Origin of the sequence: Paraburkholderia antibiotica, from assembly GCF_012927125.1 — a bacterium.
Lineage (GTDB): Bacteria > Pseudomonadota > Gammaproteobacteria > Burkholderiales > Burkholderiaceae > Paraburkholderia > Paraburkholderia antibiotica.
The window spans coordinates 514,538-530,780 of sequence record NZ_JABBFZ010000001.1 but is presented as its reverse complement, the minus strand read 5'-3'; the positions used below and the strand labels follow the sequence as shown (position 1 = coordinate 530,780).

13 protein-coding genes are annotated in these 16,243 nt (G+C 65.2%); 7 read left to right on the top strand and 6 right to left on the bottom strand.

Features of this window, described 5'->3' with window-relative positions; translation table 11 throughout:
• Positions 1–39: 39 nt before the first annotated feature.
• Positions 40–846, top strand: a complete 807-nt coding sequence (locus HHL14_RS02400; protein ID WP_169495969.1) for a metallophosphoesterase — start codon at positions 40–42, stop codon at positions 844–846.
• A gap of 196 nt (positions 847–1,042) precedes the next feature.
• Here the strand turns inward: HHL14_RS02400 and HHL14_RS02395 are convergent, their stop codons facing one another.
• Both HHL14_RS02395 and HHL14_RS02390 read right to left on the bottom strand, forming a co-directional pair.
• A complete protein-coding gene (locus HHL14_RS02395) occupies positions 1,043–1,195 on the bottom strand; it encodes a hypothetical protein (protein WP_169495968.1) in 153 nt (50 codons plus the stop codon).
• Between the two features lie 281 nt (positions 1,196–1,476).
• Positions 1,477–2,415: a LysR family transcriptional regulator gene (locus tag HHL14_RS02390; protein ID WP_169495967.1), complete on the bottom strand. Its 939-nt coding sequence runs from the start codon at positions 2,413–2,415 to the stop codon at positions 1,477–1,479.
• Positions 2,416–2,681: 266 nt separating this feature from the next.
• Here HHL14_RS02390 and HHL14_RS02385 point away from each other — a divergent pair, with 266 nt between their 5' ends.
• The 5 genes from HHL14_RS02385 (at position 2,682) to HHL14_RS02365 (ending at position 9,522) form a co-directional block, all read left to right on the top strand.
• Positions 2,682–4,370 carry an efflux transporter outer membrane subunit gene (locus tag HHL14_RS02385; RefSeq protein ID WP_169495966.1) on the top strand — a complete coding sequence of 563 codons (1,689 nt, stop codon included), beginning with the start codon at positions 2,682–2,684 and terminating at the stop codon, positions 4,368–4,370.
• Positions 4,371–4,378: 8 nt separating this feature from the next.
• Positions 4,379–6,592 carry an FUSC family protein gene (locus tag HHL14_RS02380; RefSeq protein ID WP_169495965.1) on the top strand — a complete coding sequence of 738 codons (2,214 nt, stop codon included), beginning with the start codon at positions 4,379–4,381 and terminating at the stop codon, positions 6,590–6,592.
• A complete protein-coding gene (locus tag HHL14_RS02375; RefSeq protein ID WP_169495964.1) occupies positions 6,582–6,782 on the top strand; it encodes a DUF1656 domain-containing protein in 201 nt (66 codons plus the stop codon). The genes HHL14_RS02380 and HHL14_RS02375 overlap by 11 nt, the downstream gene beginning before the upstream one ends.
• 14 nt (positions 6,783–6,796) lie before the next feature.
• Entirely contained in the window at positions 6,797–7,732 is a 936-nt protein-coding gene (locus tag HHL14_RS02370) for an efflux RND transporter periplasmic adaptor subunit (protein WP_169495963.1), read from the top strand.
• 524 nt (positions 7,733–8,256) lie between these two features.
• Positions 8,257–9,522 carry an MFS transporter gene (locus HHL14_RS02365; RefSeq protein WP_169495962.1) on the top strand — a complete coding sequence of 422 codons (1,266 nt, stop codon included), beginning with the start codon at positions 8,257–8,259 and terminating at the stop codon, positions 9,520–9,522.
• A 182-nt stretch (positions 9,523–9,704) separates the two neighbouring features.
• Here HHL14_RS02365 and HHL14_RS02360 read toward each other — a convergent pair whose 3' ends face one another.
• Together HHL14_RS02360 and HHL14_RS02355 are read right to left on the bottom strand one after the other, a co-directional pair.
• Positions 9,705–9,956: a hypothetical protein gene (locus tag HHL14_RS02360; protein ID WP_407945250.1), complete on the bottom strand. Its 252-nt coding sequence runs from the start codon at positions 9,954–9,956 to the stop codon at positions 9,705–9,707.
• A gap of 1 nt (position 9,957) precedes the next feature.
• Positions 9,958–10,443, bottom strand: a complete 486-nt coding sequence (locus HHL14_RS02355) for a tlde1 domain-containing protein (protein ID WP_169495961.1) — start codon at positions 10,441–10,443, stop codon at positions 9,958–9,960.
• Positions 10,444–10,905: 462 nt separating this feature from the next.
• Between HHL14_RS02355 and HHL14_RS02350 the strand changes: the two genes are divergently transcribed.
• A complete protein-coding gene (locus tag HHL14_RS02350; protein WP_169495960.1) occupies positions 10,906–12,810 on the top strand; it encodes a propionate--CoA ligase in 1,905 nt (634 codons plus the stop codon).
• 129 nt (positions 12,811–12,939) lie between these two features.
• Here HHL14_RS02350 and HHL14_RS02345 read toward each other — a convergent pair whose 3' ends face one another.
• Together HHL14_RS02345 and HHL14_RS02340 are read right to left on the bottom strand one after the other, a co-directional pair.
• Positions 12,940–13,752: a 5'-methylthioadenosine/adenosylhomocysteine nucleosidase gene (locus HHL14_RS02345; RefSeq protein ID WP_169495959.1), complete on the bottom strand. Its 813-nt coding sequence runs from the start codon at positions 13,750–13,752 to the stop codon at positions 12,940–12,942.
• Complete coding sequence (locus tag HHL14_RS02340) at positions 13,749–16,109, bottom strand: UvrD-helicase domain-containing protein (RefSeq protein ID WP_169495958.1); 2,361 nt, start codon at positions 16,107–16,109, stop codon at positions 13,749–13,751. The genes HHL14_RS02345 and HHL14_RS02340 overlap by 4 nt, the downstream gene beginning before the upstream one ends.
• Positions 16,110–16,243 lie beyond the last annotated feature (134 nt).

Here is a 16,243-nt window from a genome sequence, read left to right as displayed (position 1 = left end):
GCGGTCTGGCGCGCAGGCGTTTTTTCAGGAGTCGCGTCCGTGAAGATTCGTGTGCTGTCCGACCTGCATCTGGAAAACGACGAGCCCGAACTGATCCCGCATGCGCAGGCCGATCTCGTCGTGCTGGCCGGCGACATCCACAATCATGCGGAAGGCCCGCGCTGGGCCGCGCAGGCATTCGACGACTCGGTGCCGGTCGTCTACGTGCCGGGCAATCACGAGTACTACGACGGCGAGTTCGGCGCGCTCGAACGCGCAATGCTCGACGCGGCCGAACAGCTCGACAACGTGCACGTGCTGAACAACGCGGCGCTCGTCGATCCGCACGGCCGCTGGCGCGTGCTCGGCACGACCCTGTGGACCGACTTCGAGCTGTACGGCGCGACGCCCGAGGCGCTCGACACCTCGATCGATGCCGCGCGCCGCGTGATGCTCGATTATCTCGGGCTGATCCAGATGAACTGGCCGCACGATCCGCACGACGCCGCGCGCGACTTCACCCCCGCCGATTCGCTCGCGCTGCACCGGCACGCGCGCGCATGGCTCGAAGGCGAACTCGCGAAGCCGTTCGCGGGCCAGACGATCGTGGTCACGCATCATGCGCCGCATCGGCTGAGTCTGGCTGAGCGTTACGCGCAAGACCGTGTGTCGGCGGGCTTCGTCAATCATCTGCCGGAACTCGTGCGCGCACCGGTCGCGTTGTGGATTCACGGCCACACGCATACATCGTTCGACTACGTGGTGGACGGCACGCGCGTCGTGTGCAATCCGCGCGGCTATTTCGATCGACGCACGCGTGAGTGGGAAAATCCGCTATTTGCGTGGGATAAGGTTGTCGAGATCTAGCGAGTCGGAGCGAAGCGCGTTGCAGCACCCGCGCAGCCTGGGAACAGACAACGGCGCACTGGGCGAGGAAAGAAGAAACTCGGGGAAAAAGCGACTGAAAAAGCTGAAAACCCACGCGCGCTAAACGTGCATCGACTTCCATCGCGCCAACGTCAACACCACCTCGAAGCGGGCCATTGCGGCCACGCTCCTGCCCTCAACGCTCGCGACGCGGCGCATCCTGCGGCTCGACCTTGACCGGCACCAGTTGCGGCTGCTGTTCGCGCATGCGGCGCAGCAGATCGCGCGATGCAGCGATTCCGATCAGTCCAAACATGACGGCCACGCCGATCATCAGGTGCGTATCCATGAATTTGTCGTCCTTCAGTGGTTGTGCAGGGTGCCGACCGGCGGCGAATCCAGCGCGTCTCGCCGTAGCGGCGACGCGTGAACGACACGTTAACAAATCGACTTGGCGCGAGAAGTAAGGAAGTGTTGCGGTGCGACGCGGATGTAACAGCCTGTCACGCCGCGCATCACTCAAACGTCAAGCATTGCAAGAGCACGCGTGGCACGCTCCGAGCCGCATCTGCAAGCGCGGCATCGGAACCGCGCTCAGGACGACATTCAGGACCACGTTCAAAACCACATTCAGGACCGCGCAAACTGCCGCAATTCCGCCTGATCCGCCGCCAGGGTGGACGGCAGTTCGTCGCGCAGGAATTCGACCCACGTGCGGATCTTCGCGTCCAGATACTGGCGCGACGGGTACAGCGCATACAGATTCATTTCCTGCGACATGTATTCGGGCAACAGCCACACGAGCTTGCCGCTGCGCAAACCGCTGATCGCCGAATAGATCGGAATCAGCGCGATGCCCATGCCCTGCGAGACGGCCCCCACCATCGCCTCGGCAACGTTCACCTGGAACGTCGCCGCGCCGAGGGAGATGGTTTCCTCGCCGTTGGGGCCGTCGAAGGTCCATTTGTCGGGCGCGTACACCGGCGAGACCATCTGCAGACAGGTGTGCTGCGCGAGATCCGACGGCGTCAACGGCACGCCGTGCCGCTCCAGATACTCCGGCGACGCGCACGCAATGCTGAATGCGCTGCCCAGGCGCTGCGACACGAGCCCCGAATCCGGCAGGCCGGTCGCGAGCGTCAGCGACACGTCGAAGCCCTCGTCGAGCAGATCGGGCATGCGCTGCGCGAGCGTCAGCTCGATATGCACGTCCGGATAGCGCTCCTGGTAGCGGCCCACGGCCGGCACCACGTAGTGCTGGCCGAAGCTCGTCATCGCGTGAACCTTCAGCTTGCCGGACGGGCGCGCATGCGCATCGCTCGCCTCGGCCTCGGCCTGGTCCACGTAGGCAAGAATCTGTTCGCAGCGTTGCAGATAGCGCTCACCGGCCTCGGTCAGCGCGATGCGCCGCGTGGTCCGGTTCAGGAGCCGCGTGCGCAGGTGCGCTTCCAGATCGGAGACCGCGCGCGATGCGTAAGCCGTCGTCGTATTCAGATGCTGCGCGGCGCCCGTGAAGCTGCCGGCTTCAACGACGCGGACGAAAACGCGCATGTTTTGAAGCGTGTCCATACCCCTTCCCCTGTCGATCCGGCGTCACCGTTGCGGCGCTCATGCCGGTCCAATGCCGCGCCACTGTGCGGTCCGGCGCGAGCACTTTCGTACTTGTCCGGTCATTGGCAGCGACATGGCGATTAATCGGTGGCGATTGTTACACGATTCGCAAAGGCAATTATCTCACGTCTCGTAAAAATGCCTTGCACCTTTACCGGTTATTCCGCAATCGATCGAAAAATATAATTGCGCACAAGCTTCTATAGTCAATTTTGGAGGAAATCGTGCAGTCTCCGGTACCCAACGGGATCGCCGCAGCCGCGGTTCTTACGATCCTATTAACAATCACCGGGTGCGCAAGTACCGGAGGCATCGCGCCGCAAACGCGCACGATTGCTCCTTCTTCGCTCGACGCGGGCAACGCGATCCGCGCCGCCAACGCCGACGCGCAATGGCCCGCCGCAGACTGGTGGCGCGTCTATAACGATCCGCAACTGAACGCGTGGATCGAAACCGCGCAGGCCGGCAATCCGAGTCTCGCGGTCGCGCAGGCGCGCGTGCGCGAGGCGGCGTCGATGGCCGGCGTCGCGCGCGCGGCGCTCGCGCCGCAGGTCAACGGCAGCCTGTCGATCCAGCGTCAGAAATGGGCCGACAACCTCTACTACGGTCCGGGCCCGCTCGCCGGCGAGCAGTCGTGGAATAACACCGGCACGCTCGGCCTCGCGTACCACCTCGATCTGTGGGGCAAGGACAGGAACGCCGCCGAGCGCGCACTCGACCTCGCGCATGCGAGCGCCGCCGACGCGCGCGCGGCCCAGCTCGAATTGCAGGCGAACGTGGTGCGCACCTACGTCGAGATGTCGATGAACTACGCGCTGCTCGACATCGCCAAGGCGACGCTGCAGCAACAGCAGCAGATCGTCGACCTCGCGACGCGGCGCCTCAAAGGCGGTATCGGCACGCAGCTCGAAGTCAGCCAGGCCGAAACGCCGATGCCCGAATACGAGCGCCAGATCGACGCAATCGAGGAACAGATCGCGCTCGGCCGCAACCAGTTGGCCGCGCTCGCGGGCAAGGGGCCGGGCGCCGGCGACGCGCTGCAGCGCCCGACGCTGTCGCTGGCGGCGTCCGCCGGTCTGCCGGCCACGCTGCCCGCCGATCTGATCGGCCATCGCCCCGACGTGGTCGCGGCGCGCTGGACGGTCGCCGCACAGGCGCGCGGGATCGACGTCGCGAAGGCCGACTTCTATCCGGACATCAACCTGCTCGCGTCGATCGGCGGTTATGCGGCCATGGGGCCGCTGTTCCAGTTCCTGAAGAATCCGTCTCATAGCTGGAGCGCGGGTCCGGCGCTGACGTTGCCGATCTTCGACGGCGGCCGACTGCGCTCGCAGCTCGGCGCGGCGTCGGCGGGTTACGACGAGGCGGTCGAGCGCTACAACCAGTCGATCGTCAATGCGCTGAAGGACATCTCCGACCAGGTGATCCGCCTGCGCTCGCTGTCGACCCAGGCCGAAGACGCCGACCGCTCGGTCGCCTCGGCCCGCAGAAACTACGAACTGTCGCGCGAAGGCTACCGGCGTGGTCTGACGGACTATCTGAACGTGCTGATCGCGCAGAACCAGTTGCTGCGCGCGCAGGAAGGCGTCGCGAAGATCCACGCCGAACGTCTCGGCGCGCATGCGTCGCTGATGACGGCGCTCGGCGGCGGTCTCGACGATCCGGCCAACGGCCCGCAGGACAACGAAACGCTGCCGGCGCATGGCAAGGGCAAGAGCGGCGGCGCGGCACCGGCCGACACGCAGGCGAGCGCGCCGGCGGACGCACAGGCCACCGTCAAGACGAACGCCGGGGTCGACACGCCGGCGGACGCTCACGCAAACGCGCAAGCGAACGCCACGGCCACCACCGTCAGCTCGGCATCGGCAAGCGCTGCCGCCTCGCGCGCGCCGCGCGCCGCCGCGGCCGAGTAAGGAAGGCCATGTCCGTCCCTTCTTCTCACGCCGCGCGCCCGGCTTCGCTGGCCGATTTCCACAAGGCCTTCGTCGAATGGGCGCGCACCGACGGCCAGACGTGGATCTACATGTTCAAGGCGCTTGCCGCGTGCTTCCTCGCGCTCGGCATCGCGATGAAGCTCGATCTGCCGCAGCCGCGCACCGCGATGACGACCGTGTTCATCGTGATGCAGCCGCAAAGCGGCGCGGTGTTCGCGAAGAGCTTCTACCGGATCTGCGGCACCCTGGTCGGCCTCGTCGTGATGCTCGCGCTGATCGGCCTGTTCTCGCAGCAGCCGGAACTGTTCATCATCTCGACCGCGATCTGGGTCGGCATCTGCACCGCCGGCGCCGCGCGCAACCGCAACTTCCGTTCGTACGGCTTCGTGCTAGCCGGCTACACGGCCGCGCTGATCGGCATTCCGGCCTCGCAGCATCCGGACGGCGCGTTCCTCTCCGCGCTCACGCGAGTCGCTGAAGTCGTGCTCGGCATCGTCTGCGCGGGCGCGGTGAGCGGCCTCGTGTTTCCGCGCTTCGCCGGCCTGCAGATGCGCACCACCGTGCGCGCGCGTTTCTCGGCCTTCGTCGAATACGTGTCGGCATCGCTCGCCGGGCGTAACGACCGCGCGCAGATCGAGGCGATCAACGCGCGCTTCATCGCCGACATCGTCGGTTTCGAGGCCGCGCGGAGTGTCGCCGTGTTCGAAGGCCCCGATTCGCGGATGCGCGGCGGGCGCCTTGCGCGTCTGAACAGCGAGTTCATGACCGCGTCGACGCGCTTTCACGCGCTGCATCAACTGATGAACCGTCTGCGCACGAGCGGCACGCACGGCGCGTCGATTGCGATCGATGCGCTCGAGCCGTACTTCCGCGAAATCGCGCCGCTGCTCGCGAACTCGGGCGAGCCGGTGCTGACCGCAACCGACGCCGCGCAGGCCGCCGCGCAACTCGACGCCTACAAAGCCGAGCTGCCGAAGCGCGTGCGCGCGACCCGCGCCGAGCTCGAAGTGCATCCCGACGCGCCACTGCTCGACTTCGATACGGCCTCCGAACTGTTGTACCGCTTCATCGACGATCTGCACGCGTACGCGGCAACCTACGCATCGCTCGCGGTCGACACGCACGCGCGCGAGCGCTGGATCGACCGCTACGAGCCGAAGACGAACGCGATCGCGGCGGGCGTCGCGGGTCTGCGCGCGGCCATCGTGATGATGGTGCTCGGCGCGTTCTGGATCGCGACCGCGTGGCCGAGCGGCTCGACGCTGGTGCTGAACGCCGCGGCCACCTGCGCGCTCGCGTCGTCGGCGCCGGATCCGAAGCGCATCGCCTTCCAGATGGCCGGCGGCACGGTGCTCGCGACGTTTATGGGCATGCTCGCGGTGTTCGGCGTGTATCCGCATATCGACGGCTTCGTGCTGCTGTGCATCGCGCTCACGCCGTTCCTGCTGCTCGGCGTGTTCATGACGACCCGCCCGCAACTGGCCGGCTATGGCATGGGCTACTGCATCTTCTTCTGCTTTCTCGCTGGTCCCGACAACGTGGTGCACTACGACCCGAGCGCGTTCATGAACGACGCGCTGGCGCTGGTGCTGTCGATGCTGGTGTCGTCGATCGCATTCGCGGTGCTGCTGCCGCCGTCCACGCCCTGGCTGCGCAAGCGCCTGCTGGTCGACCTGCGTCGCCAGGTGGTGGTGGCCGGCCGCACGGGTCTCGCGCGAGTGCGCTCGCGCTTCGAGAGCGGCGCGCGCGATCTGATGTTCCAGATCAACGCACTGTCGCAGAACGAGCCCGAGACGAAGCGCGACACGCTGCGCTGGCTGTTCTCGGTGCTCGAAGTCGGCAACGCGGTGATCGATCTGCGCCGCGAAGTGTCCACGCTGCCCTCGCACCCACGCTACGGCAAGACCATGCCGTGGCGGGTCACGCTCGGCGCGCTGCTGGATGCGCTCGCCGCGCTGTTCGAGCGACCGCGCGAAGACCGCTTCGAACACGCGCTTGCCGCGACCTCTCGCGCCATCGCCGAAGTGCAGCAGATGATGGCCGGCTTCACGCCGCCGCGCGAAGAGCGCCATCAGTTGCTGCGCATTCTCAGTCATCTGCATTTCATCCGTACCGCGCTGCTCGATCCGCAGTCGCCGCTCGCTTCGGCGATGGGCGCAGGCAACAGCGCGTCACCAGAAGGAGTTCCCCATGCCACGTGATATCGCCGTGCTGGATGCCTACATGCCGGCCATCGTGCTGCTGTTCATCGCGGGCGCCGCGCTCACCTGGGTGCTCGATCGCGTGATCGCCTATACCGGCCTGTATCGCGTGGTGTGGCACCCCTCCCTGTTCCGGGCCAGCTTGCTCGTGTCTGTGTGCGGCCTTCTCGGCCTCGCCGTTTATCGTTGATCCAGAGTCGAAACATGACCATCCGAAATCTTGTGGGCTTCATTGCGACAGCCGTTATTTTTATCGTCGCGATATTGATCGGCCGCGTGCTGTGGGTCCATTACATGGACGAGCCGTGGACCCGCGACGGGCGCGTGCGCGCCGAGATCATCAACGTCGCGCCGGACGTGTCGGGCGCGGTTGTCGATCTGCCGGTCAAGGACAACCAGTTCGTGAAGAAGGGCGACCTGCTGATGCAGATCGATCCGTCGCACTACCAGATCGCCGTCGAGCAGGCGCAGGCCGCCGTCGCCGCGCGCCGCGCCGAGTTGCAGATGAAGCGCGACGACGCGCAGCGGCGTGCCGATATGGATTCGCTGGTGGTATCGAAGGAAAGCCGTGAAAACGCGACGCATACCGCGTCGGCCGCCGACGCCGCCTACCAGCAGGCGCTCGCCGCGCTCGACGCCGCGAAGCTGAACCTCGATCGCACCCGTGTCGTGTCGCCAGTCGACGGCTACGTGACCAACCTCAGCGTGTTCCGCGGCGACTACGCGACCGCCGGCAACGCGAAGCTTGCGATCGTCGACAGTCACTCGTTCTGGGTCTACGGCTACTTCGAGGAAACCAAGCTGCCGCGCGTGCGCGTCGGCGACAAGGCCGAAGTGAAGCTGATGAGCGGCGGCACGCTGCAAGGCCACGTGGAAAGCATCTCGCGCGGTATCTACGACCGCGACAATCCGCAGAGCCACGAACTGCTCGCCGACGTGAACCCGACCTTCAACTGGGTGCGCCTCGCGCAACGCGTGCCGGTACGCGTGAAGATCGACTCGGTCCCCGACGACGTGATGCTCGCGGCGGGTACGACCTGCACGGTGGTGGTCCAGCCGGGCTCGGGGTCGGCTTCGAAAGCCGATGCCAGGTCGGATGCGAAGTCGGATACGGCATCCGGGCCGGCCAAGGCGAGCTGAGACCCGTCGACCCTGGCGTGCTCGAACGTAGATTCATCACGTTCGAGCGTGATACTCACCACGCCTGCGACACCGTCAGGCGGAAAGCAAAAACGAAGTAGCAGCAAAGCGGGCGCCGCGATCCCCATCGCGGCGCCCGCTTTGCCGTTTACGGCCGCACCGTTCCCCGTCACCCTCCCCCTCGCCTTCGCCTTCGGTCCACAGGCCGGATCGTCGAGCGAGCCATTCTCCGCGCTCGTCCCGCGACGATAAAACGCTCCAGAAATTCACCCCGGCGTGCTACCGGGACAAAGCGTCTTTAGCCAAAGCGCCCATCTGCATCCGACCCCATGTCCGATTCACGACAAAACTTGTCCTTACAATTCACTCAAGCCACATTAAACTTCGCCTAAATACTTACAACGCCGGTTGCCGCGACGAAATGCCGCAAAGCTTCGCGTAACGCGCCTACGAGGCGCGCTGCCCGCACCGGCTCATTGCCGATTTCCCTTCCCACCGTTTGCCTGATCTCTTTTTTCTAGCGTATGGAAACGAGTCTCGATAAAAGCGCCCTTGCCGGCGCCTCCGCCACGGGCGCGACCACGCCGCCCACTTCCGCCGCGCCCGCGGCGGGCAATGTCCAGCACACGGTCTACTCCGTGCTCGGTGCGATCAGTTTTTCGCACCTGCTCAACGACATGATCCAGTCGCTGATCCTCGCGATCTACCCGATGTTCAAGGAGAACTTCGCGTTGTCGTTCGGACAGATCGGCCTGATCACGCTGACCTATCAGATCACCGCGTCGCTGCTGCAGCCGCTCGTCGGCAGCTATACCGACAAGCATCCGAAGCCGTACTCGCTGCCGGTCGGCATGGGCTTCACGCTGGCCGGTCTGCTGCTGATGTCGGTGGCGGCGAATTTCGGCGTGCTGCTGATCGCGGCGGCGCTGGTCGGCTGCGGGTCGTCGGTGTTCCATCCGGAATCGTCGCGCGTGGCGCGGATGGCGTCGGGCGGCCGTCATGGGCTTGCGCAGTCGCTGTTCCAGGTTGGCGGCAATGCGGGTTCGTCGCTCGGACCGCTGCTGGCCGCGTTGATCGTGATTCCGCATGGCCAGCGCAGCATCGCGTGGTTCTCGGCGGCGGCGCTTGTCGCGATTGTCGTGCTGACGCAGATCGGCCGCTGGTACAAGCGCCATCCGTCGGTGAAGAAGGCGCGCGGCCAGGGCGCACACGCGATGCTGCCGCGTAACAAGGTCATCATGGCCATGAGCGTACTGGTGCTGCTGGTATTCTCGAAATACTTCTATCTCGCGAGCATCAACAGCTACTTCACGTTCTATCTGATCGACAAGTTCCATCTGTCGGTTCAGGCCGCGCAGATCCATCTGTTCGTGTTCCTGGCGGCGGTGGCGGCGGGTACGGTGATCGGTGGCCCGATCGGCGACAAGATCGGCCGCAAGTACGTGATCTGGGTATCGATTCTCGGCGTGGCGCCGTTCACGCTGCTGCTGCCGTACGCGAACCTGTTCTGGACCGGCGTGCTGACGGTGGTGATCGGGGTGGTGCTTGCGTCGGCATTCTCGGCGATTCTGGTCTACGCGCAGGAGTTGATTCCGGGCAAGGTCGGGATGGTCGCGGGGCTTTTCTTTGGATTTGCGTTCGGGTTGGGCGGTGTGGGCGCCGCCGTGCTTGGGCAGTTGGCCGACGCGACGAGTATTGCGTTCGTTTATAAGGTTTGTTCGTTCTTGCCGCTGATCGGGGTGCTGACTGTGTTGTTGCCGGATGTTGAGGGGAAGCGGGTTAAGGCTTGAACGGGGTCCCTGGGTAGGGCGACGCATTTTGGCTTTGTCGTTAAGCGGTGGCCCGCGCCTGGAATTCCTGGTCTATAAGCGCCGCTCCTTCGGGGGCGGCGCTTTTGTTTGTATTTCTGCCTTCGGCGACACGACCAGGTAGCTGACAGATTGTTGATCGCTAATTGCAATGCGAACACCAATCACCGCATAGCTTTCCCGATACGTCTCCACAGAAAAACCCCGCCTGCGATCAGAATAACGGCGGCGCCATCAACGGCGGCCAAAATCGGCAGCGGATCACTCCACTTATCCATGTTCGTCGTGCGCGAATAATAGGGCTCACCGCGGCCATATGCCTCGTTCAGATTAATCGCATTGAAGACGATCACGGCGGCGATAAAAGCAAACAGAACGCCCCCGGCGAGCACACTGGCCATCTTGAACTTCGGCACGTCAATACCTCACGCTTAGCGGAATGTAGCAATCTGGCGACTGCGCTGCCGCCTGCCTCAAGTCGCGTACGAATAAGTCCATTCCGGCCTTCAGGTTGATGCAACCGGCGGAGCCTGCGTGGGTGCCACCGTGAATAAAAAAGCCGCCCCGTCCATATGTCTGCGTTCCTGGATAGACATGAATGGTAATCCGGTGATTTCCCCACGATGCACGCGCAGCCAGGTTATACCAGTGGTTTTCCCACATCTGCAAAGGCTCAATCCAGTATTGACCAATGGGAATCGGCCCCTTGCTTCTTTCACGCTGGCGCTCCAGTGAATGGTCGAACCTTCCCGCACTATCCGGGCTACCTGACACCGCGGCATAGATACGGGTAACGGGGCCACTCATGGTCAGAAAGCGCCCGTTGAAACCAAGTGATATCTGCGATTTCGCGCAAGCGGGAACGCTCGGCGTGCCTCGCTCGGCAGCGTATCGATCGGACATGCGAACCTCTGAGCTGGAGGGAAAAATTTCCTTGGCCTCCTTATCCGTTCTTCCGCAAACGCGAAGTGCAGCAGACCAGGAGGCTTATCGGCTTCACGTGTGCGGACAGCGCAATGCATGGCGCCAATGTGAAAAGCGAGCCACTACGAAGCCCTTTTCAGCAACAGTGCCGCAGCCGCACACTTCTGAGCCGTGACGGTGCGTCAACGCCTCGTCACGGGCTCGGCCACCCTACCCGCCGCCAACCCAATACGAAATGGGCAACGGCCCATTTTTTGGCGCAAAATCGATTGCGGTCTTTTGTTGGAGCGCGAGCCCATTGTCCCTATGGACAACCCCCGTTGCCCCCACCGCCACGCCCCTCTAAGCTGATGCGCGCAGCCGCGCCGCACCGGGCGCAAAATTTGCACGGAAGTCTCACCGCCAACCCCGTCCACTCCCGCCGCACGAGGATCGCCGCCGATGACCCGCTACCGCGATTTCCACCGCCGCTCGATCGATAACCCCGAAGCCTTCTGGCGCGACGAAGCCCAGCGCATTCACTGGCACACGCCGTTCGGCACCGTGCTCGACCGCTCGAAGCCGCCGTTCGCGCGCTGGTTCGTCGGCGGCCGTACGAACCTCTGCCACAACGCCGTCGATCGTCATCTCGCCGAACGCGCGCAGCAGAACGCGCTCATCTACGTGTCGACCGAAACCGGCATCGAGCGGCATTACACGTACGCTGAGCTGCACGCGGAAATCAACCGGATGGCCGCGGTGATGCGCTCGCTCGGCGTCAAGCGCGGCGACGTCGTGCTGATCTATCTGCCGATGATCCCCGAGGCCCTCTTCGCGATGCTCGCGTGCGCGCGGCTCGGCGCGATTCATTCGGTCGTATTCGGCGGCTTCGCGGCGCCGAACCTCGCGGCACGCATCGACGACGCGAAGCCCGCGCTCATCGTCACCGCCGACGCCGGCGCGCGCGGTGGCAAAGTGATCGACTACACGCCGCTCGTCGACGAAGCGCTCGCGCGCGCCGCGCACAAGACGCCGCACGTGCTGCTGATCGACCGGCAGCTCGCGCCCGAGCGCCTGAACGCGCCCTACCTCGTCGCCTACGAGCCGCTGCGCGAGCAGTTTTTCAACGCCCACGTGCCGTGCGAATGGCTCGAATCGAACGAGCCGTCGTACGTGCTGTACACGTCGGGCACGACCGGCAAGCCGAAGGGCGTGCAGCGTGATGTTGGCGGTTATGCGGTCGCGCTCGCGGCATCGATGGAATACATCTTCCAGGGCAAGCCCGGCGACACGATGTTCACGGCTTCCGACGTCGGCTGGGTGGTCGGCCATAGCTACATCGTCTACGCGCCGCTGATCGCGGGGCTCACCACGGTGATGTACGAAGGCACGCCGATCCGCCCGGACGGCGGCATCTGGTGGCGGCTCGTCGAGCAGCACAAAATCAATATCATGTTCACCGCGCCGACCGCGCTGCGCGTGCTGAAAAAACAGGACCCGGCGCTACTCAAGGCCGCCGATCTGTCGAGCCTGCGCACGCTGTTTCTCGCCGGCGAGCCGCTCGACGAACCGACCGCCGAGTGGATCACCAACGCGCTGAGCAAGCCGGTGATCGACAACTACTGGCAGACCGAAACCGGCTGGCCGATGCTGGCGATTCCGCGCGGCATCGAAGATCTGCCGAACAAGCTCGGCTCGCCGGGCGTGCCGTCGGTCGGCTACAACCTGACGATCCGCGACGAGCTGACCGGCGAGCCCTGCGCGGTCGGCGAAAAAGGTGTGCTGACGCTCGACTATCCGCTGCCGCCGGGCTGCATGTCGACGGTTTGGGGCGACGACCGGCGCTTCGTCAGCACCTACTGGTCGAGCGTGCCGAACCAGCAGGTCTATTCGACCTTCGACTGGGGCGTGCAGGACGAAAACGGCTACGTGACGATCCTCGGCCGCACCGACGACGTGATCAACGTCGCGGGTCACCGGCTCGGCACGCGCGAAATCGAGGAGGCGCTGTCGAGTCACGCGGCCGTCGCGGAAGTGGCGGTGGTCGGCGTCAACGATCCGGTGAAGGGGCAGGCGGCGATGGCCTTCGTGGTGCTGCGCAGCGCGCAACCCGAAGGCGATCCGAGCGAGCGCGCGCGCCTCGAAGCCGAACTGGCGATGACGGTCGACCGTCAGCTCGGTTCGATCGCGCGGCCCGCGCGCGTGGTGATGGTGTCGATGCTGCCGAAGACGCGCTCCGGCAAGCTATTGCGCCGCGCGATCGCGGCGCTCGCCGAGGGCCGCGAGCCGGGCGAGCTGCCGACTATCGAAGACCCGGCCGCGCTCCAGCAGGTGCGCGACGCGCTCGGCGACGGCGGGAAGAACTAGCGCGAGAAACTGGTACGAGAAGCTAGTGCGAGAAACGAACGGGAAAGCGGCTCGGATTGAGCGAAGGTGGCGCGAAAGCTCTGCGAAAAACCGCGCCTAACCCGCCGCCCGCCGCCGCCCGCCCAAAACTCAGCCCGCGCCGCGGGGCGCGTCGAGAAAGCGCGCGAGGATCGCATTCGAATACGTGCCCGCGATCTCGGTCAGGAACGACATGAACGACGTGGGCGCGTGGTCGTCGGCGGTATCGGAAATCGTGCGCACGACCGCGCACGGTACGCCGTACTCGTAGCAGACCTGCGCGAGCGCCGCGCCTTCCATCTCGACCGCGAGCGCATCGGGCAGCGCATCGCGCAACGCACCCACCGCCGCCGCGCTCGCGACGAACTGATCGCCACTCACGATCAAACCGCGATGCACACGCGGCTCGCGCGTGCCGAAGCGCGCCGCGCAGGCCGCGCCCTCTTCCGCGACGAAACGCTCGCATGCGGCCGCGAGCCGCTCGGCGAGCGCCGTATCGGTCGAGAAACGCGACATGCCGAGCAGCGGCACTTCGAAGCGCGGAAACAACGGCGACGCGTCGATATCGTGCTGCAGCAGCGTGCTCGCAACGACGATGTCGCCGACATGCACGTCGCGGCTCACGCCCCCGGCGACGCCGGTAAATACGATCGCCTCGACGTCGAACGCGTGGATCAGCGCGCTCGCCGTCGCGGCCGCCGCAACCTTGCCGACGCGCGCGAGCGTGACGACGCACGGCGTGCCCCGCACGCTGCCGACGTGATAATCGCGCCGGCCGTGCGTGACCGTGTGCACGCCGGACTCGGCGCGCATCGCGTCGATCAGGTCGCCGAGTTCCTGCGGCAACGCGGCCAGAATGCCGAGCGGGCGCACCGTGGCCGTGGCCTGCGGCGTGGCCATGGCAGCAGAAGTCGTCGTGCTCATTCGACCGCCTGCAGTTTCGCCACCGCCAGCGCGAGCCACTTCTCGCCGTGCCGTTTGAAGCGGACCTGGGCCTTCGCGTCGGTACCGTTGCCTTCGAGCGCGATGATCGTGCCTTCGCCGAACTTCGTGTGAAACACCTGCTGACCGACCCGGAAGCCGGTGTCGGCCGCGCGCTGCTCGTTCGCGAACGCCGGCGCCGGCGCGGATGCCACCGATGCCGCGGCCGAACCGCCACCATAGCCCGGCCGCGCGAACCAGTCGCGCCCGTAGCCGGCGTTATCCGAGCGACCGCCCCAGCGCGAACCCGCCTCGACCTTCGGCGTCAACCACTTCAGCGTTTCCTGCGGCAGTTCGTCGAAGAAGCGCGAACGGATGTTGTAACGCGTCTGGCCGTGCAGCATCCGGCTCTGTGCAAACGACAGATACAGCCGCTCCTTCGCACGCGTGATCGCGACGTACATCAGACGGCGCTCTTCCTCGAGACCGTCGGACTCCATCGCGCTGTTCTCGTGCGGGAACAGCCCCTCTTCGAGACCGGTGATAAACACCGCCGTGAATTCGAGGCCCTTCGCCGCGTGCACGGTCATCAGCTGCACCGCTTCCTGGCCGGCCTGCGCCTGGTTGTCGCCGGCTTCGAGCGACGCGTGCGACAGGAAGCCGGCGAGCGGCGTCATCGTGTCGGGGTTCTGCGCCGGATCGGCGATGTCCGGGGCGTCGAGGACCACGGTGTTCGGATCGTCGGTCGCGACCGCGAGTTCGGGCGCGGTGCTGGCGCCGGGGCGCAGCGGGATCGAGCGCGCGGGCGTGTCGAGCCCGTAGCCTTCCTCGCTGACGAACGCGGCGGCCGCGTTGACGAGTTCCTGCAAGTTCTCGAGGCGGTCCTGGCCTTCGCGCTCGTTTTGATAGAACTCGGCGAGACCGCTCGTGCGCACCACGTACTCGACGGTTTCCGGCAGGCTCATCTGCTGCGTTTCCGCGCGCATCCTGCCGACCAGATTCGCGAACGCGGCGAGGCTCGAGCCTGCCTTGCCCGCGACGTACGGAATCGCCGCGGCCATCGAGCAGTTGTACAGACGCGCCGAGTCCGCGAGCTGTTCGAGCGAACGCGCGCCGATGCCGCGCGTCGGGAAATTGACGACGCGGGCGAACGCGGTGTCGTCGTTCGGATTGTCGATCAGGCGCAGATACGCGAGCGCGTGCTTGACTTCCTGACGCTCGAAAAAGCGCAGGCCGCCATACACGCGATACGCGATGCCCGCATTGACGAGCGTGTGCTCGATCGTGCGCGACTGCGCGTTGCTGCGATAAAGAATCGCGATTTCGCTGCGCGAGGTGCCGGTGCTGATGAGCGCCTTGATTTCCTCGACGATCCAGCCGGCCTCCTGCGAATCGGTCGCCGATTCGTAGACGCGCACCGGTTCGCCGTGGCCGGCGTCGGTGCGCAGATTCTTGCCGAGACGGCGCGAGTTGTTCGCGATCAGCTGGTTGGCGGCATCGAGAATATGGCCGTGCGAGCGATAGTTCTGTTCGAGCTTGATCAGGTTGCGCACTCTGAATTCGTGCTCGAAATCGCGCATGTTGCCGACGTTCGCGCCGCGGAACGCGTAGATCGACTGATCGTCGTCGCCGACCGCGAAGATTGCGTTGTGCTCACCCGCGAGCAGCTTGAGCCACGCGTACTGCAGCTTGTTGGTGTCCTGGAACTCGTCGACGAGGATGTGCCTGAAACGCGCCTGGTAATGCGCGCGCAGCGGCGGATTGTGCGCGAGCAGTTCGTAGCAGCGCAGCAGCAGCTCCGGGAAGTCGACCACGCCTTCGCGCTGGCATTGCTGGTCGTAGGCTTCGTAGAGCTCGACGAACTTGCGGTTGAAGTTGTCGGTGGCGTCGACGTCTTTGGGACGCAGCCCCTGCTCTTTCGCGTTGTTGATGAAGTACTGGAGATTTTTCGCCGGGTACTTTTCGTCGTCGATGTTGAGGCCCTTCATCAGGCGCTTGATCGCCGACAGTTGGTCTGCCGTATCGAGAATCTGGAACGTGGCGGGCAGACCGGCGTCGCGGTGATGCGCGCGCAGCATGCGGTTGCACAGACCGTGGAAGGTGCCGATCCACATGCCGCGCGTGTCGATCGGCAGGAGCGCCGACAGACGCGCCATCATTTCGCGGGCGGCCTTGTTGGTGAAGGTCACCGCGAGGACCGTGGCGGGCGACGCGAGACCTTGCTGGATCAGCCACGCGATGCGGGTAATCAGGACGCGGGTTTTGCCGCTGCCGGCGCCGGCGAGAATCAGCGCGGGCTCATTCGGAAGCGTGACGGCGGCGTGTTGTTCGGGGTTCAGATTCGAGAGGAGATCGGGCATTTTTTCTGGCGGACGGCAGAGCGACCAACATTATATGCCCCAAGGGAGGGGTTGCCCTTGGGCAGGGCTTGGCCTGGTTTTTTCGTTGTTCTGGCTTTGTTGGTGCCCCTTGGGCGGGGCGGCGCTTTTTTCGT

Coding starts and splice junctions, on each gene's coding strand:
- HHL14_RS02395 (WP_169495968.1), bottom strand. CDS start 1,195: ATGGATACGCACCTGATGATCGGCGTGGCCGTCATGTTTGGACTGATC.
- HHL14_RS02390 (WP_169495967.1), bottom strand. CDS start 2,415: ATGGACACGCTTCAAAACATGCGCGTTTTCGTCCGCGTCGTTGAAGCC.
- HHL14_RS02380 (WP_169495965.1), top strand. CDS start 4,379: ATGTCCGTCCCTTCTTCTCACGCCGCGCGCCCGGCTTCGCTGGCCGAT.
- HHL14_RS02375 (WP_169495964.1), top strand. CDS start 6,582: ATGCCACGTGATATCGCCGTGCTGGATGCCTACATGCCGGCCATCGTG.
- HHL14_RS02370 (WP_169495963.1), top strand. CDS start 6,797: ATGACCATCCGAAATCTTGTGGGCTTCATTGCGACAGCCGTTATTTTT.
- HHL14_RS02365 (WP_169495962.1), top strand. CDS start 8,257: ATGGAAACGAGTCTCGATAAAAGCGCCCTTGCCGGCGCCTCCGCCACG.
- HHL14_RS02355 (WP_169495961.1), bottom strand. CDS start 10,443: ATGTCCGATCGATACGCTGCCGAGCGAGGCACGCCGAGCGTTCCCGCT.
- HHL14_RS02350 (WP_169495960.1), top strand. CDS start 10,906: ATGACCCGCTACCGCGATTTCCACCGCCGCTCGATCGATAACCCCGAA.
- HHL14_RS02345 (WP_169495959.1), bottom strand. CDS start 13,752: ATGAGCACGACGACTTCTGCTGCCATGGCCACGCCGCAGGCCACGGCC.
- HHL14_RS02340 (WP_169495958.1), bottom strand. CDS start 16,109: ATGCCCGATCTCCTCTCGAATCTGAACCCCGAACAACACGCCGCCGTC.